This window comes from Actinophytocola sp. (genome assembly GCF_035634895.1).
Classification (GTDB): Bacteria; Actinomycetota; Actinomycetes; order Mycobacteriales; family Pseudonocardiaceae; genus Actinophytocola.
Genome location: NZ_DASQCC010000239.1, coordinates 1 through 18,938 on the forward strand (window position 1 = coordinate 1; position 18,938 = coordinate 18,938).

Annotated in this window: 20 protein-coding genes, 3 tRNA genes and 4 pseudogenes; 18 read left to right on the top strand and 9 right to left on the bottom strand. The window is 69.3% G+C overall.

Going from position 1 to position 18,938, the window contains the following annotated elements:
• A pseudogene (locus VET29_RS36950) lies at positions 1-136 on the top strand (IS701 family transposase); the annotation flags it as partial.
• Positions 137-240: 104 nt separating this feature from the next.
• Here the strand turns inward: VET29_RS36950 and VET29_RS36955 are convergent.
• Positions 241-654 carry a GlcG/HbpS family heme-binding protein gene (locus tag VET29_RS36955; protein WP_324929645.1) on the bottom strand — a complete coding sequence of 138 codons (414 nt, stop codon included), beginning with the start codon at positions 652-654 and terminating at the stop codon, positions 241-243.
• Positions 655-748: 94 nt separating this feature from the next.
• Between VET29_RS36955 and VET29_RS36960 the strand changes: the two genes are divergently transcribed.
• On the top strand, positions 749-1,435 hold the full coding sequence (locus VET29_RS36960) for a TetR/AcrR family transcriptional regulator (protein ID WP_324929647.1): 687 nt from the start codon (positions 749-751) through the stop codon (positions 1,433-1,435).
• Here VET29_RS36960 and VET29_RS36965 read toward each other — a convergent pair.
• The 3 genes from VET29_RS36965 to VET29_RS36975 form a co-directional block, all read right to left on the bottom strand.
• Complete coding sequence (locus tag VET29_RS36965) at positions 1,425-2,357, bottom strand: SDR family NAD(P)-dependent oxidoreductase (RefSeq protein ID WP_324929649.1); 933 nt, start codon at positions 2,355-2,357, stop codon at positions 1,425-1,427. The genes VET29_RS36960 and VET29_RS36965 overlap by 11 nt on opposite strands.
• The gene (locus VET29_RS36970; protein ID WP_324929651.1) at positions 2,354-2,995 is read right to left on the bottom strand and encodes an NAD(P)-dependent oxidoreductase; all 642 of its coding nucleotides are present in this window, start codon (positions 2,993-2,995) and stop codon (positions 2,354-2,356) included. The genes VET29_RS36965 and VET29_RS36970 overlap by 4 nt, the downstream gene beginning before the upstream one ends.
• Positions 2,996-3,109: 114 nt before the next feature.
• Positions 3,110-4,837: a PstS family phosphate ABC transporter substrate-binding protein gene (locus tag VET29_RS36975; RefSeq protein ID WP_324929653.1), complete on the bottom strand. Its 1,728-nt coding sequence runs from the start codon at positions 4,835-4,837 to the stop codon at positions 3,110-3,112.
• A gap of 254 nt (positions 4,838-5,091) precedes the next feature.
• On the opposite strand from VET29_RS36975, the pseudogene VET29_RS36980 reads away from it, so the two are divergent.
• The 11 genes and pseudogenes from VET29_RS36980 to VET29_RS37030 all read left to right on the top strand — a co-directional run.
• Positions 5,092-5,265: pseudogene (locus VET29_RS36980) on the top strand (SigE family RNA polymerase sigma factor); the annotation flags it as partial.
• A gap of 187 nt (positions 5,266-5,452) precedes the next feature.
• Positions 5,453-5,614 carry a sigma factor-like helix-turn-helix DNA-binding protein gene (locus tag VET29_RS36985; protein WP_324929743.1) on the top strand — a complete coding sequence of 54 codons (162 nt, stop codon included), beginning with the start codon at positions 5,453-5,455 and terminating at the stop codon, positions 5,612-5,614.
• Positions 5,604-6,521, top strand: coding sequence for a hypothetical protein (locus VET29_RS36990; RefSeq protein ID WP_324929655.1), 918 nt, complete (start codon positions 5,604-5,606; stop codon positions 6,519-6,521). Before VET29_RS36985 ends, VET29_RS36990 begins: the two co-directional genes overlap by 11 nt.
• A 90-nt stretch (positions 6,522-6,611) precedes the next feature.
• Complete coding sequence (locus VET29_RS36995) at positions 6,612-7,616, top strand: acyl-CoA dehydrogenase (protein WP_324929657.1); 1,005 nt, start codon at positions 6,612-6,614, stop codon at positions 7,614-7,616.
• Positions 7,613-8,935 (top strand): bifunctional PIG-L family deacetylase/class I SAM-dependent methyltransferase, encoded by a 1,323-nt coding sequence (locus tag VET29_RS37000; RefSeq protein WP_324929660.1) that lies wholly within the window; start codon positions 7,613-7,615, stop codon positions 8,933-8,935. The genes VET29_RS36995 and VET29_RS37000 overlap by 4 nt, the downstream gene beginning before the upstream one ends.
• Positions 8,932-9,630 (top strand): glycosyltransferase, encoded by a 699-nt coding sequence (locus VET29_RS37005; protein WP_324929662.1) that lies wholly within the window; start codon positions 8,932-8,934, stop codon positions 9,628-9,630. The genes VET29_RS37000 and VET29_RS37005 overlap by 4 nt, the downstream gene beginning before the upstream one ends.
• Before the next feature lie 216 nt (positions 9,631-9,846).
• On the top strand, positions 9,847-10,104 hold the full coding sequence (locus VET29_RS37010; RefSeq protein WP_324929664.1) for a hypothetical protein: 258 nt from the start codon (positions 9,847-9,849) through the stop codon (positions 10,102-10,104).
• 1,277 nt (positions 10,105-11,381) lie between these two features.
• Positions 11,382-11,807 (top strand): SsgA family sporulation/cell division regulator, encoded by a 426-nt coding sequence (locus tag VET29_RS37015; protein ID WP_075123646.1) that lies wholly within the window; start codon positions 11,382-11,384, stop codon positions 11,805-11,807.
• A 95-nt stretch (positions 11,808-11,902) separates the two neighbouring features.
• Positions 11,903-11,975, top strand: a tRNA-Gly gene (locus VET29_RS37020).
• A 41-nt stretch (positions 11,976-12,016) separates the two neighbouring features.
• Positions 12,017-12,088: transfer RNA gene (locus VET29_RS37025), tRNA-Cys, on the top strand.
• Position 12,089: 1 nt separating this feature from the next.
• Positions 12,090-12,164: transfer RNA gene (locus VET29_RS37030), tRNA-Val, on the top strand.
• Between the two features lie 617 nt (positions 12,165-12,781).
• On the opposite strand, the gene VET29_RS37040 is transcribed toward VET29_RS37030, so the two are convergent.
• Positions 12,782-13,375: a CGNR zinc finger domain-containing protein gene (locus VET29_RS37040; protein WP_324929668.1), complete on the bottom strand. Its 594-nt coding sequence runs from the start codon at positions 13,373-13,375 to the stop codon at positions 12,782-12,784.
• Between the two features lie 57 nt (positions 13,376-13,432).
• On the opposite strand from VET29_RS37040, the gene VET29_RS37045 reads away from it, so the two are divergent.
• Positions 13,433-14,104, top strand: coding sequence for an AzlC family ABC transporter permease (locus tag VET29_RS37045; protein WP_324929670.1), 672 nt, complete (start codon positions 13,433-13,435; stop codon positions 14,102-14,104).
• The gene (locus VET29_RS37050; RefSeq protein WP_324929672.1) at positions 14,101-14,409 is read left to right on the top strand and encodes an AzlD domain-containing protein; all 309 of its coding nucleotides are present in this window, start codon (positions 14,101-14,103) and stop codon (positions 14,407-14,409) included. The genes VET29_RS37045 and VET29_RS37050 overlap by 4 nt, the downstream gene beginning before the upstream one ends.
• A 29-nt stretch (positions 14,410-14,438) precedes the next feature.
• Here the strand turns inward: VET29_RS37050 and VET29_RS37055 are convergent, their stop codons facing one another.
• Complete coding sequence (locus VET29_RS37055) at positions 14,439-15,413, bottom strand: GlxA family transcriptional regulator (protein ID WP_324929674.1); 975 nt, start codon at positions 15,411-15,413, stop codon at positions 14,439-14,441.
• A 116-nt stretch (positions 15,414-15,529) separates the two neighbouring features.
• Here VET29_RS37055 and VET29_RS37060 point away from each other — a divergent pair, with 116 nt between their 5' ends.
• Both VET29_RS37060 and VET29_RS37065 read left to right on the top strand, forming a co-directional pair.
• Entirely contained in the window at positions 15,530-16,168 is a 639-nt protein-coding gene (locus VET29_RS37060) for an HD domain-containing protein (RefSeq protein ID WP_324929676.1), read from the top strand.
• 2 nt (positions 16,169-16,170) lie between these two features.
• Positions 16,171-16,668, top strand: a pseudogene (locus VET29_RS37065) (NADP-dependent oxidoreductase); the annotation flags it as partial.
• Here the strand turns inward: VET29_RS37065 and VET29_RS37070 are convergent.
• Both VET29_RS37070 and VET29_RS37075 read right to left on the bottom strand, forming a co-directional pair.
• Positions 16,667-17,488, bottom strand: a complete 822-nt coding sequence (locus VET29_RS37070; RefSeq protein WP_324929679.1) for an NAD(P)H-binding protein — start codon at positions 17,486-17,488, stop codon at positions 16,667-16,669. The pseudogene VET29_RS37065 and the gene VET29_RS37070 sit on opposite strands and share 2 nt — an antisense overlap.
• Entirely contained in the window at positions 17,481-17,894 is a 414-nt protein-coding gene (locus tag VET29_RS37075; protein WP_324929681.1) for a nuclear transport factor 2 family protein, read from the bottom strand. The genes VET29_RS37070 and VET29_RS37075 overlap by 8 nt, the downstream gene beginning before the upstream one ends.
• Before the next feature lie 91 nt (positions 17,895-17,985).
• Here VET29_RS37075 and VET29_RS37080 point away from each other — a divergent pair, with 91 nt between their 5' ends.
• Positions 17,986-18,582: a TetR/AcrR family transcriptional regulator gene (locus VET29_RS37080; RefSeq protein ID WP_324929683.1), complete on the top strand. Its 597-nt coding sequence runs from the start codon at positions 17,986-17,988 to the stop codon at positions 18,580-18,582.
• A gap of 97 nt (positions 18,583-18,679) precedes the next feature.
• Here VET29_RS37080 and VET29_RS37085 read toward each other — a convergent pair.
• Positions 18,680-18,866: pseudogene (locus VET29_RS37085) on the bottom strand (transposase); the annotation flags it as partial.
• Positions 18,867-18,938 lie beyond the last annotated feature (72 nt).

The following is an 18,938-nucleotide window of genomic DNA, read 5'->3' on the forward strand; positions in this document are numbered from 1 at the left end:
AACCGGCCTCGGACTCACCCACTTCGAAGGCCGCAACTGGACCGGCTGGCACCGCCACGTCACCCTGGTCACCGCCGCCCACCTCTTCCTCACCGAACTCCGCCTCCACAGCCCAAAAGCAGCTGGGGCGGCCTAACCCTCTACAAGATCCTCACCGAACTCCAGGTCCTGCTGGCCACCTGGACAGGCCGATGCCCCACCTGCCACCAACGACCACCATGACGAACTAACAAAGTCCTACTAGTTGCCAACGGCGAGCCCGGCAAGTCCCGCTTCGGCGCACTCGTCGTCCTGTTGCGGCAGTCCCCCGCTGACCGCGATGGCGCCCATGACGGTGTCGGCTCGCTGAATCAGCAGCGAACCCGCGCCAGCCAGGATGGGCCGGCCCGCGGCCCGGTCGAGCTGGCTGAAGAAGGCGGGCCATGCCTCCTGCATCTGGCGCAGTATCGCGCCGTCACGACGGATGAGAGCCACACTGGCCGCTTTGTGCTCGGCGATTCCGGCCGACAGCGGCGGCGCGCCGTCCATGCGGCCGAGGGCCTGCAGGTGGCCACCTTCATCGACGACGGCGACCGTGATGTGGGTGCCCAGCTCCTGGGCCCGCCGATGCGCGCTGTTGATCAACTCGTGGGCCTCGCGAAGCGTGACTGGCATGACTCCCCCTTTAGTGGACAGCTGTCCTTGTATGGCCGACTGTATTCTCATGGTCGGTTGTAGTGCAAGATTCGATGACTGGGATGATCTACCGATGGACAGCACCCCGAGAGCTCGTTCAGCCGCCCCTCGGCGACCGAATGCCCGAGGCCAGGGTGAGCTGCTGCGAGAAGAGATCGTTTCCTGCGCGGTAAACGTGCTCGACGAGCTTGCCGACGACGAAGCGCTGTCCCTGCGCGCGATCGCACGCGCACTGTCGATCTCCCCAACCTCGGTCTATCTGTACTTCCCGGACCGCGACGCGCTCGTACTGGCCGCTATGCAACGCTGCCACGAAGACATGCTGCGAACCGCTTCCGGTGCGGAGGCAGGACACGAGGCCCCGGCGTCGCGGCTGCGCGCGCGGATCCTGGCGCAGGCGACCTGGGCGCAGGAACATCCCGGTCTCTACAAGGTGATGCACGAAAGCAAGACCAGCCGGCGTCCCGGCATGCCGTTCAAAGAGGTTCTGCTGGCACGGACCGCGGCTGCCGTACAGGAGTGCATGGATGCCGGGGCCGCTCCTCCCGGTGACCCGATCACCGTGGCCCTCGACCTCCGCGCCGCGGTGATCGGCATGCTCTCGCTACGGATCAACGAGCCCAACCTGCCGTGGCCGCCCCTCACGGAGCAGGTCGATCGATTTCTCACCAAGCTCGTCGGACTCGCACCATCTTCGGTGACCTCTGGCCGGGAGCCGAGGCCTACTGATCAACAACGCCGGAAACCGATCACGGGATAGACCCAGGTCTTTGCCAGTGGGCGAAGTGGGTTTGGCTCAGCGTGAGGAGTCTGTGTTGGGTGGCGGGGTCGTGGGATATCGGCGGGGTGCTTGTTTCCGTGTCGCGGTTGAAGTAGCGGCCGGTGATGCCAGCCATGGTGGGGTCGGTCGCGATGCGTGTCGCGGTTTTCGCTCCCTCGGTGGGGGCGAGCATGCTGCGGCGAATGAGTGTGCGCAAGGGGCGTAGGAGTGGGGGGATGAGGTCGTCGATGATGTCGGTGGCGACGATTCCTGGGTGCAGGGCGTTGAGGGTCACTCCGTCGGCGGCGAGGTCGCGGGCGAGGGCGTAGCCGGCGGTGACGGTCATGAGCTTGGCGCGTGCGTAGGCCTCGAACGGCGCGAACCCGGCAGCGGGGTTGAGTTGCCTGAGGTCGTCAATGCTGGACAGGTCGAGGGTTGCGGGGCGGGGCTTGCCGGCGAGTTTGATCTGGCGGGTGTCGTTGAGGGTGTCGCTGGCGACGTTCACCACGCGGGCCTGGCCGCGTCGTAGCGGTAGGTCCAGCAGGGTGGTGAGACCGTAGGCGGCAAGGTAGTCGAGGGCGATGTGCATCTCGATGCCGTCGGCCGAGACGCGGTGGTCGGCGAAGTGTGCGCCGGCGTTGTTGATCAGGATGTGGATGCGGTCGTGACGGTCCACGATGGACTTCGCCGCGGTCACGACGTCCGCGCGCCGGGACAGGTCCGCGGGGATGACGTCGAGTCGGTTCGCTGCCTGCGAGCCGATGTGTGCACGGAGAGCGTCCGCACGAGCGGGGTTACGGGCGACGGTGACCACGTGCGCACCGGCGCGGACGAGGTCGGCGGCGATGATCTGGCCCATGCCGCCGGTCGCGCCGGTGACGACGGCGACTTTCCCCGTCAGGTCAGGGATGGCGGCGTTCATCGGGTGATCCGCGGGTAGGCGCAGGCGTACCGCGGGGTTTCTGCCTCGTCGACAAGGAACGCGGCGAGATCGGCGCGTCCGACCGAACTCCACAGCCGGATGGGCAGGTTGGTGCCGGCCCTGTACTTCCCGATCGCGTCGTGGTCGGACAGCTTCGGTGGCCGCACAATCGTCCACTTCAGACCGGAGGCGGTGATGAGCGGCTCCATCGTCTCCTTGTCGCGCATCCGCTCGGCCACATTCGCCCACACCGCCAACGAGTACAGGGACTTGTCGTGCGTCTCCAGCACGCCGTGCGCGCTGAGGGCGATCAGGCGAGCCACCCCGACCGCCTTCATCGCCGTGACCGCGGAGCGGATGCCGTCGGTGCAGACCGTCGTCGGCCCCTTGTCCGCTCCGCCCAGCGCGCTGATCACCACGTTCGTACCCGGCAGGGCACGCGTGAGGGCCGAGACGTCGGTGACCTCGGGCCAGGTCACCTCGCTGAGACCCTCCGTCGGCTCGAACGTTCCCGCCCGGCGGACGAGCGCGATCACGTGGTGCCCGCGCTGAAGCGCCGTGGACACCACGTGACGTCCGGTGGCACCCGTCGCCCCGAGGACCGCCAACGTCTTCTTCTGTGATACATCCTGTCTCATATCTCAAGGATGCATGCTGACCGCATTACGAGTCAAGTTGTCTCATAAGATGCTTCGTGACCAGCCCGCCTCACTTCACGCGACGTGGCATGACCGGGCGGATCGTTCTGGTCGCTACTTGGCCTGGCACAACAGGTAGGTCTGGCCGTCCGTGGTGACGCACGGCGTGTATCCCGCCTCGACGAGTTCCGCGTAGACCGACTTGGTTCGCAGGTACCCGATCAGTGACTCGAGAACGGTGCCCTGGTCCGGCTCACCTTTGGTGTACAGGTACTCGATCGCCCAGAACGGGTATCCGGCGGCCGCGGAACTGACGTCCGGGTACTGCCCGTCGAGTTTCTGCACGGTGACCGGCAGGCGGTCGCTCGTCGCCTGGTTGGCGGTCGCCAGGTCCACGTAGCCGATCGCACCCGGGGTGGCCGCGACCTCGTCCACGAGACCCTCGGCCGAGTTCCGCTCGCACCGGATGACCGGCGCGTCGACGACACGGTCGGCGTTTTCGCACGAGTCGGAGGTGAGCTCGCCCTGCGACTCGCCGCCGAGCATGGTCTGCTCGAACGTGCGCCGCGAACCCGATTCCCCACCTCGACCGACAACCCGGATCGGTATCGACGGGCCGGCACGCAACTGGTTCCAGTCCCGGTAGCGGCCGGCGTAGATATCCCGGACCTGCTCGATGGTCAGCTGGTCGACGCCGACGGCGTTGTTGACGATCATGGTGTAGACGATCACCGCCACCGGCCGCGCGGTCATGTCCTGGGTGGCCTCGCCGGCCCTCCCGTCGGACAGCGCCGCGATCTCGTCCTGCCGCGCCGGCTCGACACCGGCCACCTCCCGCACTCCTTCGGCGCTGCCGTTGGCCGTCACGGTGATCTCGGCCCCACAGGTGGCGGAGTACTCTTTGGCGACGTCGGTCATGGTCGGGGCGAACGCGGTCGAACCGACGATCGTCAGACTGCCCTCGGCACAGTCGACGACCGGGCCAGAGGTGTTGATCGGCAGGATCACCACAGCGGCGATCCACAGGCCGGCCAACAGGACCCCGAACGCCGCGGTGACCAGCGGCCACAGAGACCGCCGCACGTTCCGCTCGTCCTTGATCCGCTTGTGACCGACCGGACCACTCACGCCCTTGCTGACGGGACCCGCGCGTTTGCCCTCCGGCTCGCTGAGTACCACGATCAGCTTGAACCGCTCCCTGGCCTTCAGGTGCAACGACGGTTTGAGACGGATGCCGTGCCACACCGGCGGCGGTTCGGCCTCGCGCTCAGGCTCGGCTACCGGTGCCGACCCGGCGGTCACCGGGCGGAACGCGTCCCGCAGACGCTTCGGGAGGGTCCGGCGTACCTCGGGCAGCGTGGCGGGTCTCGGAATCGGCCGCGATGCGGCATCGGTCGAGAAGAACTCCAGCCCGTCGGCCAGCTTCTTGCGGTCCTCACCGTCGGCACGGTGACTCGGGTCGGAGATCCGGGCGTTCCAGATCACCCGGTCGGCGAACACGAACTCGACCGCCTCGCCGAGATCACGGACCGAGACGTCACCGCCGGTATTGCGGATCCGGATCACCACGGAGCTGAGCCGCTTGAACATGTTGGACACGTCGGCCAGATAAGGGTCGGCGTACAGCGGCTGATCACCGTTGAGCTCCATGTCGAGCCCGATCTTCGAGTCGCTCTGCACCCGGTACAGCACCCGCTTGCGACGCGCGGCATAGCGCTGCGCGAAAGGGGTCACGATCGCGGCCACCGCCACCGTCGCCGCGATGGCCGCGATCAGCGGATTCTCACCGGAGAAACTCTCCAGCAGGCTGTACAACAGGTCGCCGAGGAAACCCAACAGCACCGCCCTTCCACTCCCTCACAGCAGTAGAGAATCCAGCCTAGAAGTGGATCGAGCCGCTGAAACACGGGAATCCCAGAAGTTAACCTCGGATTCAGCCGCTGGTCAGTAGGTTCGCGCGCCCGTGGCGACCGTCCAGCCACCGCTTCCGGTCATCCCGAGGAAAACCACCGCTGGACGAGGACGCCTGGTGCGAAGGCTCGTGCAACCTCCCAGGGGCCCACTGCGTTCTTATCCCGTCCAAGACCTGCGGAAGGATGCCGGTGGCCGGTTCAGATGACGACTTCGCCGACTTCTACTCGGCGCGGTTCGACGCGGCGCTACGCACCGCGTACGCGCTGTGCGGCGACTGGGTCGAGGCGGAGGAACTGGCCCAGGGAAGCTTCGTCCGGCTTTACCCGAAGTGGTCACGCGTGGCCAGCGGTAACGCGGAGGGCTACCTGCGCACCATCCTCGTCCGGCTCTTCCTCGACGCCAGGCGGCGGGGCCGCGCGAAGGAACACCTGGTCGCCGAGACGCCCGAGCGTTTGGACCGCTCGCGGGACATGGCGCGTCGACGACCAGCAGTCGCTGCTGGCAGCACTACAGGACGTGCCATCGAGGCAGCGGGCCACGCTCGTGCTGCGCATCGTCCACGACCTGCCCATCGAACAGGTCGCGCAGGTGCTGCGGTGCTCGACGGGCACCGTCAAAAGTCAACTGTCACGAGGGATACAGGCGTTGCGCGCGGCGTACCGCGACGCCGACACACCGGAACGGAGCGTGCGAGATGTGGGATGAGGATGACCTCGGGGCCGCGTTGCGGACCGAACTGGCGCAACGGACCCCGCCACGGCTTCGCGCCGGGCTGGCCGACGCGGTCACGCGTGGCCGGCGCCGGCGTCGGCGCCAACAGTTCGGCGCCGCGCTGGCGGTGGTGGCCGCGGTCGCCGGTGTGGCCACGGTCGCCGTCAGCGCGGGCGCCCTGGCCTCCGACGGCCAGAACGTCGCCGCGACCGAGACGACCCCGACCGAGGCGCCGTGGCCGCGGGCCGACCTGCCGGCACACTCCCCGCACGCCACATGGACTCCGGCGCCGAGCGCACCACCACCGGCCGGCTGGCCGATCGAGCCGGTGCCCAGGTGCGAGATCCCCGACAGCACCGGCCGCAACCTGGACAGCGTCCGCGCCGACCTGCCCGCGCTGCAGGAACAACTTCGGCAGGCCATGGCCGCAGTGGCCGATGACGCGACGGTGGACCTCCCGTACGAGACGCGATTCCCGCCCACCGGACCGAACACTCACGAGGCGTTCACCTACACCGCCGACGTGTCCGACGACGGGGGCACCGGCAGCGTGACGCTCACCTTCGGCCGGTTCACCGGTGATCCACTGACCGCGGCGGACGACCAGGCCTATGACATGGCCAACTGTCAGGCACCGAAACGGCACGTACTGGCGAACGGGACCGTGTTGCAGATCTACGACGTCGCGCCGAGCGATCCGTTCGCGTCGCAGAACCAGACCCTGCGCATCTACCGGCCGGACGGAAAGCTGTACTCGCTGTCCGTGCGGAACTTCGGCAGCCCGGACTTCGCCACCAACCCGGAGGACACCGCACACCCACACCGGGTCGGCCCGGGACGGCCGACGCTGCCGCTCACGGAGGGGCAGCTCGCCGAACTGGGCCTGGCGATGGCGGGCTGACCCTCAGGCGGCATAGCTCACTCGATCAGGAGGTGTGTGGGCGGCGGGCGCGGGTACCTGGAACTGATCAGGCTCAGCGAGAGGTCGACCATGCCCGGACTGCTGTCCCCCACCGCGCCGAAACCACTTCCGCCGCCGAGGACGACCAGCACCGTCGTGGACGAGTTACGCCGCCTGGCCGACAACGGCGACCTGACACTGCCGCCACCCGGCGTCGACACGCCCCGGCGGTGGGCAGCACTCGCCGCGCTCGGCCGCGTGGACCTCGCGGTCGCCCGGCTGGCCGAAGGACACGTCGACGCGCTCGCCATCCTCGCCGAGGCCGGTCGTCCCCCGGTACCGGACGCGCTCTACGGCGTGTGGGCGGCCCGGTCCGGCGGCACCGGGGCCCAGCTGACGGCGAACGGCCTCGAAGGGACGGTCCGGTTCTGTTCCGGACTGACCACTGTGGACCGTGCGCTGGTGGTGGCCACCACCCCCGGTGGCGACGGGTCCACCTGCCGGCTGGTCGAGGTCGACCTGAGCAAGGCGGGCATCGTGCGGGAGCCGGAGCGGTGGCAGGCCGTCGGCATGGACGCCACCGACAGCGGCGACATCCGGTTCGAGGGCATGGAGGTCACCGAGGACATGGTGATCGGGCCGCCGGGCTGGTATCTGAGCAGACCAGGGTTCGCTCTCGGCGGCGGCGGGGTCGCGGCGGTGTGGCTGGGCGGCACCGCCGGGGTCGTCGACGACGTCGTGGCCCTGCTGGCCGGGACGTCGACGGTCGACGAACACCAGCTCGCCCACCTGGGTGCTGTGCACACCGCGCTCCGCGGCGCCGAGACACTGCTGGCCGACGCGGCCACCCGCGTCGATGCCACACCGGACGCCGACCTCGCACTCCTCATGAGCACCTGCCGGGCAGCGGCGGAACGAGCCGCGTGGGAGACCCTGGACCGGGTCCCCAGGATCACCGGCGCGACCCCGCTGTGCCGAGACCACGCGTTCGCCCAAAGCCTCGCCGACCTGCAGGTCTACGTGCGCCAGCACCACGGCGAACGGGACCTCGCCGCACTGGGCCGCGCGGTGCTGACCGAGGCGGCGGCGCGATGAACGAGCCCACGACCGAGCAGACGACCCGAGGCCCGCGCGCCATCACCGACGAGGCCGTCTGGACACCGTGGCTCGACGGTCTACGCACGTTCCCGGACGACGGTTACCGGCACGCCGTGGTGCTCGCGGCACACCCCGACGACGAGACACTCGGCGCGAGCGGCGTGCTGCAGCACCTGCACGACAGAGGCGTCACCGTCGAACTGGTGGTCGCCACCGACGGCGAGGCCGCGTTCCCCCGGCTGTCCGCCGCCGAACGCGTCGAGCTCGGGCGTGTCCGGCGCCACGAACTCCACGAGTCGCTGCGTGCCCAGGGCCTGCCGGATGTGGCCGTGTGGTGGCTTGGTCTGCCCGACTCCGGCCTGGCCGCTCACCGCGATGAACTGGCCGACATGCTGACGGGTCCGCTCGCCGACGCCGACATGTGCCTGGTGCCGTGGCCAGGAGACCCCCACCCGGACCACCAGGCCGTCGGCGAGGTCGGGCTGCGGGTCGCGCCACTCACCACGCACCGCTGGTCCTACCCGATCTGGATGTGGCACTGGCTGCGCCCGCGGGACCTCGGCGTGCCGAAGAGCCGCGCGTTCGGCCATCCGCTCACCACCGGGCAACAGGATCGCAAGGCCGCCGGCGTGGCCGCGTTCACCTCTCAGCTCGAGCCAGGCCCAGACGGCAGTGCCCCGATACTCAGCCCGGCCATGCTGCGTCACTTCGCACGCGACCGGGAGGTCCTGTTCCGCGAGCCACCACGACGCAGCGCACCGGTCGAACGCTTCGCCGAGCTCTATGACGGCAACGCGGACCCCTGGGGGGTGACGGAAAGCTGGTACGAGCGGCGCAAGCGTGCCGTGGCACTGGCCTGCCTGCCGACCGAGGAGTACGGCACCGTCGTCGAACCGGCGTGTGGACTGGGTGCGCTCACCCAGGACCTCGCCGCCCGCGCCAGGCACGTGATCGCCTTCGACCCGGTGGCCGAGGCCGTGAAACAGACGAGCGAGAACACCGCCCACCTGCCCAACGTGGAAGTACGCCAAGCCGCGCTACCCACTGGCCTCCCGGACGGACCGCTGGACCTCGCGGTGTTCAGCGAGATCCTCTACTACCTCGACGACGACGATCTGGCCGAGACCATCACCCGCACCGTGGCCGCCCTGCGACCCGGCGGTCACGTCCTGGCCGTGCACTGGCTTCCGTGGGCCGCCGAGGCACCGAGGGACGGCATGGACGCCCACCGTCACCTGCTGGCGCACCCCGAGCTGGACGCACTGGTCGAGCACACCGACGAACAGTTCGTCGTAAACGTCCTGCGGCGCCGATGATCTCGGCTGTGGCCGTAGTCATCCCAGCACGTGACGAGCGGCAACGTATCCGGGCGTGCCTACGCGCGGTGCACCACACACTGAGCCGGCTGCCCGACGGCATAGCGCACTCTGTCTGTGTAGTCGCCGACCGCTGCACCGACGACACCGAGACGTTGGCACGCACCGAATCACCACAGGCCAAGATCGTGACGACCAAAGGAGACCTGCCCATCGGCGAAGTCCGCGACCTCGGCATGCGAGCGGCACGAACCGCCCTCCACGGACACCTCCCCACGAACACCTGGTTGCTGTCCACCGATGCGGACACGATCGTCCACCGCGACTGGGCAAGCAGCCACGTGCGCCTGGCCGACGCCGGCAACGACGCGATCGCCGGCGTCGCTCACCTCGACCGGCCCGCCGGCCCGACACGCGCCGCGGTGGTGCGCTACGCGGCCGCGGTCGGCCGAGCCCACGGCCCGTGGGGCCACGGCAACGTCTACGGCGCCAACCTCGGTATCCGGGCCGACGCGTTCGACGTGGTGGGCGGTTTCGGAGCCGTTGCGGTCGGCGAGGACCACGACCTGTGGACACGCCTGGGCAACGCCGGCTACACACTTCTCCACGCCGACATCCCCGTCGTGACCAGTGGCCGGCGCATCGGCCGAGCGCTCGGCGGCCTCGCTGACCTGCTCGCCACGCTCAGTGACTGACGACCGGGAGACCGGCGGGCCCAGCTTTCCCCGCCCGCGCAACTACCGTCGACGCCCCGCGAGTGATGGCGGTCCGGCCGCCAACGAAATCCCCCCGCGCACCCGTGAACAAGATGGTCATCCAAAAAGGCAACCATCCACGCACAGGACCGCCTGCGGCGATCGAACCGGCATGAAGTCTTCGATCAACGGGTACCCGCCGTCATGTTGACACGAATGCGCGACTGGCTGAACTCCCTCTTCGGCAGGTCATCGAACGGATCCACACCAGACCGCGAAGGCGACGTTCCGGAGGACAACGGTGTGGCCAGCACCCGCGCGACCGGTGGCCAACCGGACCGCGACCACCACGACGACGCCTCCACGACAGGCCCAGGCGAGAACGGCGAGTTCGTCGGGCGCGCGGGAGGCAACGACGACGTCGGCTCGATCGGCGAGACTGGCGCCGAAGCACGCGCTCGCCACAACGAGTGACGTATTCCCCGAGCCGACATCTGCGGTCCGCGCTGAACGGAATCAGGCGAGTCGTTGGGAGCGAACAAACTCGCGCAGGAATCGCGCTGGCGCGTCCGATGGCTCCCTTCCGGGCATTAACCGACAAAGCAGATTTCATGGCGGACGTGCCTCGCCTGGCGCGCTTGTTCAGTCGCCTCTGCCTGTCTGTCCAACGGTCACGCAGTTGTGGTCGGCCAGCTGAGGCTCTCGGGTTCCTGGTCGCTCGGGCAGGGCCCCTCGCCCGATCTCTTGGGGGCCATCGGTCGCCGCTTCCCCGGTCATCCCTCCTCCGGTCACGCTTGCGGCTTCAAGGTCTCCCAGTGCCCTGCGACCGCCCTCTCACCTACCCTTAGCCCGGCCACCCTTGGCCACCTACGTCCGTGCGTGCTCTTCGCGGCTCGCTACTCCCACAGCGCTCCCCCAAGCTCTCCCCGCAGCGCCCGCGCCGCTCTCCGCCAGTTCTCCCCCCAGCCCCCCGCCGCGCCCTCCCAGCTCTCTCCCAGATCCCTTGCCGCACCCTCTCAGGTCCCCTCGCCGCGCTCCCCGCAGCTCGCTACCCCTCCCTCCATCTTGCGCCGGCCCCCGCAAGACCCTTAATGGCATCCTCGAAACGGCCTCTCTAGTCCGCCTGGCCGCCACGACGTGCGGAGGCCCCCATCCGGCCGGCCATCTCGATGGCCAAGACGTTGGCGGACGCCACCCGTCGTGGGGATTGAGCTGTGGGGTTCGCCACTGGCCGTTGATGGCTGATCGAATAAATCACTCGATTGGCGTCCACGTGTCGTCCGATTGGATGTTCTGGGGCGATGCACCAGGGTCTTGGCCCAGGTCGTTATTGATCACTACTCGGTTGGGATAGTCCTGCATGGACTATCGATCACCCGTTTGGATGAGCGGTGGCCCCTCGGACGTTCACCTCGACGTCGGCTGACCTTCCCTCACAACGCGAGTTGGTGTCGGGTTAGGCGAATTTCTGGTTTGCTGCGGGTGATGTGGTCCTACTCTGAGGTAAGTTGCCGAAGGACACGAGCAACGCTCGGGGAGCGGCGCCACCGGGGAACAACCAACGCTGGCCACGATGAGAAGTGGCAAGGGGGCGTTCTACGGAGAGTCGTCAACCGGGTACGCTCTGCCGCGCCTCTGCCCCCGGATGGGTGAACTGCGGGGGTTATGAGAGCGAAAGGGGCCCTCCAGCCGTCACAGGGGAAGGGACTCAGTCGTTTCACGACTGGGAAGGGAGAGAAGGGGTAGCGACAATGCGCAACGATCACGTGACGCTCCGCTCAACGGCGGTGTTCGATCTGCTGGCGCCGCGGACGCCCGCTGTCCCGGTCAAGGTCGAGCTGCGCTACGACACGCGCGATCCGTACGCAGTTGTCGCGGCCTTCCGTACCGGCCGGGCAGGGTGGGTCGAGTGGGTCTTCGCCCGCGACCTACTGGCCGACGGACTCATCGCGGAAGCAGGCAACGGGGATGTGCGGATCCGTCCCGCCGTCGACGACCCCGAGGTCGTCGTCATCGAGCTGAGCTCGCCATCCGGACACGCGGTGTTCGAGGCATCGGCACAAGAGCTGGCGGACTTCCTGGACCGAACGTACGACGTCGTGGTGCCCGGCAACGAGCACCTGTGGGTGGACGTCGACGAGGCACTCACGCACCTGATTTCCACCGACCTGACCTGAGTGGGACCCCCCTGTGATCGACGGTTCAGGGGTCCGATAGAGTTCCGCTCACACCAAGGGGACAGGGAATCCGGTTCCAAAAACCCCAGGTCTTCGCGGACGTAGCGCAGCTGGTAGCGCATCACCTTGCCAAGGTGAGGGTCGCGGGTTCGAATCCCGTCGTCCGCTCGAGGAGGGGCATCCCATTCACCCCATCCACGCAAAGCCACGGCGGCGTGGCCGAGTGGCTTAGGCAAGGGCCTGCAAAGCCCTGTACGCGGGTTCGATTCCCGCCGCCGCCTCGGGCGATTAGCTCAGTGGGAGAGCACTACCTTGACACGGTAGGGGTCACTGGTTCAATCCCAGTATCGCCCACCACCTGTTTGCGCAGGTCAGAGGCCCCGTTCTTGATCATGAGGACGGGGCCCTAATGACCAACTGGCGATGAAATGGCGAACGTCTCCCGCACCCGCTCGATCCCAAGATCATCAAACAGGATCCTCAGGCGCGGAAACCACCCACCAGACGTCCCCGCTCCCCCGGCGTCAACGCTGCCAGGGATTCCAGCCAGCGGGTCTCCAGAGCGTCAGCACCTGCGAGCGCATGACCGGCGTCACATGGTCGTAGACCCGGGCGATCCCTTTCTTGTCCCAGCCGTGCCCGGCGCGCCACCCCTGGCACACCGTCCTCGGTGAGCCAGGTGGAGTGGGGTGTGCCTGACTTCGTGAAAGGTGAACCAGGGCAGGATCGGCGGCGTGTGATCATCAGCTCAACCGAGGCGGCGACCGTCAAGCCAACTCCGCCCTCCACATGATCGTCATAGCGCGACTTCGCTGGGAACCACGTACCCGCGCCTCGCCCAGGGGTTGAGGTTCGGCACCGTCGCATCCCTTACACAGATCGCTTCCGGCACGCCTGACGTCGCTCGCCACCCCACCGGAGCCCGTTCTACGGGGCAGCACGACCCGCCTTCACTTCCTGAGCCACGTCGTGTCCTACTCCGCGGATGACCCGCGGAACCCTCGGTCCACAGTGGACTGATGGGTCTTGCGGTAGTGCCGCCGGACGCGTTCCCGGTTCCCGCAGTCGTCCGCGCGGCACCAGCGGCGCGAACCGTTGCGGGTGGTGTCGATGAAAAGCCATCCGCAGCCCCGAGCGGCGCAGCGGCGCACGCGGGTCACCTCGGCCGACCGGAGCAGCTCGTGGGTACGCAGGACCACGGCGGGCACCACGTCGTCGGCGTGCGCGACCGGGACGTCCCAGCTCAGCGGCAGGGCCGGGGCCGCGGTGGCACACGCATGGGCCTCGGCGAGCAGCTGCCCGAACCGGGCCAGGGCGGCGGGCGCGGGTCCTTGTTCGGCGAGCAGAGCGTGGATCAGCTCCCGCAGGTCACGCACGGCCGGGAGCACGGCCGCGAGGTCGCCGGGAGGCTCACCCAGGCCGGTCATCCCCAGCCAGTGGGCGAGGAAGTCGAGATGGTCCAGCCGGTCGAACCGGCGGTCGGGGTCGTCGCGCCACGAGACCGTGTTGGCCAGGTCGAGCGCGATGTGGCCACCCGCCAGGTGGTAGCCGCGCCAGCTGTCGTCCACTCCCCCAGTCTAGGTCTCTAATGGGCTAAATAGGACTTAGGTTGTTAGGCTGAGGGCATGGTCTCCACGAAGGGGTACATGGCGGGTCTCCGGGTCGGCGCGGGTTTCGCCGCTGCCACGGCGGTACTCGGCCTCACCTTCGGTGCCCAGGCCCACTCGCTGGGCTGGGGGGTGCTGGCCCCGATCGCCGCCTCGGTCCTCGTCTTCTCCGGCTCGGCCCAGTTCAGCATGGCCGCCGCGCTGGCAGGCGGCGGCGGGCTCGGTGTGGCCGTGGGCGCGGCGGCACTGATCAACGCCCGCTTCCTGCCGATGGGAGTGGCCGCGGCCGACGCGTTCAAGGGTGGGCGGTTGCGCAGGGCGGTGGAGGGGCAGGCCCTCGTGGACGCGTCGTGGGCGGCCGCGCACCTGGGCGGTGGCCGGTTCGACCGCGAGAAGATGATCGGGGCGACCCTCGCCCAGTTCCCGGCGTGGGTGCTGGGGACGGTCGTGGGGGTGCTGGTGGCGCCGCCGCCGGACGTGGTCACGCGGTTCGGGTTGGACGTCGTGTACCCGGGGTTCTTCCTGCTGCTGTTGATCGACGAACTCCGTGGCGAACCGGCGGCGCGACTGGTCGCGGCGCTGGCCGCCCTGACGGCCGCGGCACTCGTACTGGTTCTGCCGGTCGGTCTCGCGCTGGTCGGTACCGCCGCGGCGGCACTGGTCGGCCTGCGTGCCGGGATGCCGGCATGAGCACTCTGTGGGCCACGATCGTGGTGGTGGCGGCGGTGAGCATCAGCCTGAAGGCGGCTGGCCCCGCCCTGCTCGGCGACCGCGAGCTGCCGGCATGGACCTCCGGAGTGATCGCCGCGCTCGCGCCCGCGCTGCTCACGGGTCTGGTGCTCACCGACGTGACGGGGCCGGCGTGGTCACACCTCGACTGGCGGCTGTGCGCCGGCCTTGGCGCGACAGGCGCCGCCTACCTGTTGCGTGCGCCGCTACTGCCGTCCATCCTGCTGGGTGTCGTTCTCACGGCGGGGTTACGCGCGTTGATCTGAGGCGGCTCCCTGTGGATCGGTCCGGGCCCCTACCCGGCAAGACTGTGACCCGCGCGTGCCGTGCCGAACCGGCGTTGGTACGCGGCGGGGCTGATCGACAGCTTCCTGGCGAAGACCCGCCGCATGCTCTCGTAACTGGGGAAACCGGCGAGGGTCGCGGCCTGGGTCGCGGTGTGGCCCTGGTCGAGCAGCGCCCTGGCCATGTCGAACCGGATGTTCTCGACGTAACGGGCCGGTGTCGTGGACAGCTCCTCGTGGAAGAGCCTGGTGAGGTGGCGGGTGCTCACGTTCAGATGTCTCGCGAGCGCACCGAGCGAGTGGTCCCCGCCGGGGTTCGCCGTCACCAGGTCGGTGACCGTGCGGAGGGCTGGCGAGCGGGGCGGCGGTCCCTTCAGCGGCGCCGAGAACTGGGACTGGCCGCCCGCGCGCTGCATGTACACCACCAGAGCGCGGGCGACGTCGCGCGTCAGTTCGGGTCCGTGGTCCTCCTCGACGAGGGCGAGCGCCAGGTCGATGCCGGCCGTCACGCCCGCCGACGTGTACGTGGTGCCGTCGCGAACGTAGATCGCGTCCGGCTCGACGTGGCACGTCGGGCACCTGGCGGCGAGTTCGTGCGCGACCTGCCAGTGCGTGGTCACGCGCTTCCCGTCGAGAAGGCCCGCGGCGGCGAGGACGAACGCGCCGGTGCAGATCGACGCGACCCGGCCGGCCGAGGCCGCCGGTAGCCGCGCGGCGTCCGCCAGTTCGGCGGGGACGCGGGCGCGTGGGTAGTTGTCGGACCCGGCCACCAGGAACGTGTCACAGGCCGGCACCGAGGCGACGGCGCCGTCGACCCCGATCCGGATCCCGAGGCCCGACGTGACCTCCGCACCGGTCGGCGACAGCAGCACGATCCGGTACTCGGCGCCGAACCGGTTCGCCTCCTTGAACACCTCGGCGGGACCGGCGAGATCCAGCAACGTCATTCCGTCATGGACGAGGAACGCGACGCGGTGCACGGTCACCGTTCATTGGTAGCACGCCGTCACCGCGGAGCTCCCGGCCGGCGTGTCCGGATATGAGGGGTTCCTGGCCGGACGGAGGCGGCGCCGCACCCCGGTCGGCGAGCAGCATGGACGTCATGTCAGAGGTCATCGCGGGGTTGGAGGTTCCCGGGACAGCGGCGGTCGCCGAGGCGACCAGGCACATCCGGGAGACGACCAGCCCCCTCATCTACCACCACTCCCGGCGCGTCTTCTTCTTCGGCCTGATCCACGCGCACCGGCCCGGCGTGAAACCGGACCCGGAGCTGCTCTACGTGGCGGCCATGTTCCACGACACCGGCCTCCTGGCCCCGTTCTCCGACGCCGAGCAGCGCTTCGAGGTCGACGGCGCCGACCACGCGCACAAGTTCCTCCTGGACCGGGGTTTCCCGGCCACCGCCGCCGAGACCGTCTGGACGGCGATCGCACTGCACACCACGCCGGGCATCCCCGGCCGGATGGCCCCGGAGATCGCGACCACACATCTCGGCGTCCTGACCGACGTGCTCGGCCTCGGCATGGCCGGACTCGACCGCGAACAGCTGGACGAGATCCTCGCCGCCCACCCCCGAGGGGACTTCAAGAACGAGTTCCTGCGGGCCTGCGTCGACGGGCTCAGGGACCGCCCCGACACCACGAACGGCACCGTGAACTCCGACGTCCTCGAACACTTCCTCCCCGGCTTCCGCCGCACGACGACTGTCGAACGCGTCATGGGTTCGCCATGGCCGAGCTGAGCATGCGCGCGATCGCGGTGCGGGACCGTGACGCGGACCCCGCCCTGACGGACATGCCGTACCCCCACGCCGCGGAGAACGACGTCGTCGTGCGGGTGCACGCCGCGGGCTTCACGCCGGGAGAGCTCGACTGGCCGGCCACGTGGTCCGACCGCGCCGGTCGCGACCGGACCCCCAGCATCCCCGGACACGAGCTGTCCGGCACCGTGGTCGAGCTCGGCTACGGGACCACCGGCCTCACCGTGGGCCAGCGCGTCTTCGGGCTGACCGATTGGGCCCGCGACGGAACGCTGGCCGAGTACACCGCGGTGGAGGCCGCAATCTCGCCCCTCTCGCGGCCGACATCGACCACACCGTGGCCGCCGCGTTGCCCATCTCCGGGCTGACCGCGTGGCAGGGCGCTGTTCGACCACGCCCACCTCACGACCGGTCGGACCGTCCTCGTCCACGGCGCCGCGGGCGACGCCTGTTCCACGGTGGACCAACGGACCCGTGACGCTACCCGGTGACGCCCTCCTCGCCGATGAACGTGCGGAAATCCCGAGCCGGGCGGCCGGTTACCCGGGCCACCGTGTCGGTGAGCCGGTCTTCTCCCCCCGCGGCGATGCCGACGTCCAGCGCGGCGAGGATCGCGGCGAACTGGGGCGGATAGGCCGCGAGCCGCTCCAGCAGCTCCGGCACGTCGACCGCGCGGTGCCTCACGGGCCTGCCGGTGACGTCGGTGATGATCGCCGCCGCGTCCGCGTAGCTGAGTGCCTGCGGGCCGGTGATCAGGTGGTCGGTGTTGTGCGGCCGCTCGTCGGTCAGCGCGCGCACAGCGACCGCGGCGACGTCCTCGGCGTCGACGAAGCCGACCCGCCCCGACCCGGTCGCGGTGACGATCTCACCCGCCCGGACACCGTGCGCCACCGGATGATCGCCGGTGAAGTTGTTCATGAACCAGCTGGGCCTCAGCACGGTCCACTCTGGACTCATCGCGCGTACCAGGCGCGGCAGGGCGCCCAGGCCGGGAGTGTGGTCGGTGACGGCCGACGAGCTGAGCAGCACGATCCGGCGGACGCCCGACTCGACCGCCTCGTGCAGCAGCGGCTCGACCAGCGGGAGGGGGTCAGCCACCCCGATCGGTGCGATCAGGTAGACCGCGCGGACCCCTTTCAGCACCGGACGATGCGTGTCGGTGTCGGCCCACTCGAAGCGGATGTGGCCAGGAACGCGGGGGGTGCGGGTGGCCGCCCGGACGGGTACGCCGCGCTCGGCCAGTCCGGCCGCGACCCGTGACCCCGTGGTGCCGGTGGCCCCGATGACCAGGACGTCACGCATCGCCGCGCCGGGTGAAGTCGGTGTCGGCGGTCAGGCCCAGTGGGGACCAGTAGTCGCGGTAACCGGCGATCTGCCCGTCCCGCACGGTGATCACGCTGATGTAGCGGCTCTGGTAGGGCTGTCCGGTGCGCACCAGCACACCCTCCACCTGGAGCTCGACGATGATCACCTCGGGATCGGTGGTCGTGTGCACGGTCTGCTCGGTGACGTCCTTGATGTCGTAGACCTCGGTGTAGCCGCGCAGGTACTCGCGCACGGCCTCGCGGCCGTCCAGGCGGGTGGGCCAGCCGGGCGGGGCGAACGGGAACTCCATCGTGCCGTCGCTGGCCCACAGGTCGGCGAAACCGGACATGTCCTTGGACAGCAACAGGTCCAACGCCGTCGCAAGCAGTTCGCGTGGTGTCATCTGCGGTGTTCTCCGGAATGGTCGGGACGGTATCGTCCCGACCAGCCTACGACGGACGATACCGTTCCGTCCATTCGCTAGACTGGCGTGCGTGACCCGTCGTGAACCCTCCGGCGCCGCCGTGCTGCAACCCGGCGTCACCGCCGCCATCACCGACGCCGTCATGGCCGAGCTGGTCGAGCGAGGCTACGCGCGGCTGTCCATGGACGGCGTGGCCAAGCGCGCGGGCGTTGGCAAGAGCGCCCTGTACCGCCGGTGGCGCACCAAGCAGGAGATGGTGCTGGCCGCGCTTGCCGAGATCAGCGTGCCGATGGCGGACGTGGCGGACACCGGCACGCTGCGCGGTGACCTCCGCGCGTCGGCGTCCGCCATCGCCGCGTGGCTGACCGAGCCACCGTTCTCCCGGATCATCCCCGACCTGGTGGCCGAGGCCACCCGCATGCCAGAACTCGCCAGGGCCATCGCGACCACCATCGGCGAACCCCGACGAGCGCTAGCCAGGACGAAGCTGGAACGCGCGATGGCTCGCGGTGAACTGCCCGCCGACACCGACCTGGAGATGGCCCAGGACCTCGTGGCCGCGTTGGTCTACTGGCGGATGGTGGTGCGCCAGGCGCCGGTCGAACCGGACTACCTCGACCGGGTCACCGACACCGCGCTGCGCGCCCTGCGCGCGACACCCGAATGAACGAACCTGCGGCGGGCCACACGACATCAAGGTCCAGATCGCGGTAGCGCGACGCCCGTTTGCAGTGCCCCTTTCTCCAGCCAGTCCGAACGCGAGGGGGGACCAGCCGCGGTTCGAACGACCCCCATCCGGTCCAGTGGGACCGCAAGCGGAACATCGCCGACCTCGCTGGCGAGGGTCTTCGGGCTGGTGCCGTTGCGCGAGTTCGCGCTGCCCCGCCCCGCTGGATCACCCTTCTCATAGCCCAGCTCAGCCGGCAATCCACGTTCCAGCACCGCTTTGACCGGCTCCGCCTTGCCATTCAGTTCATGATCGAACACTTGAGCCCCGTTGCCGCGCCGGTGACGGGCTGAGTC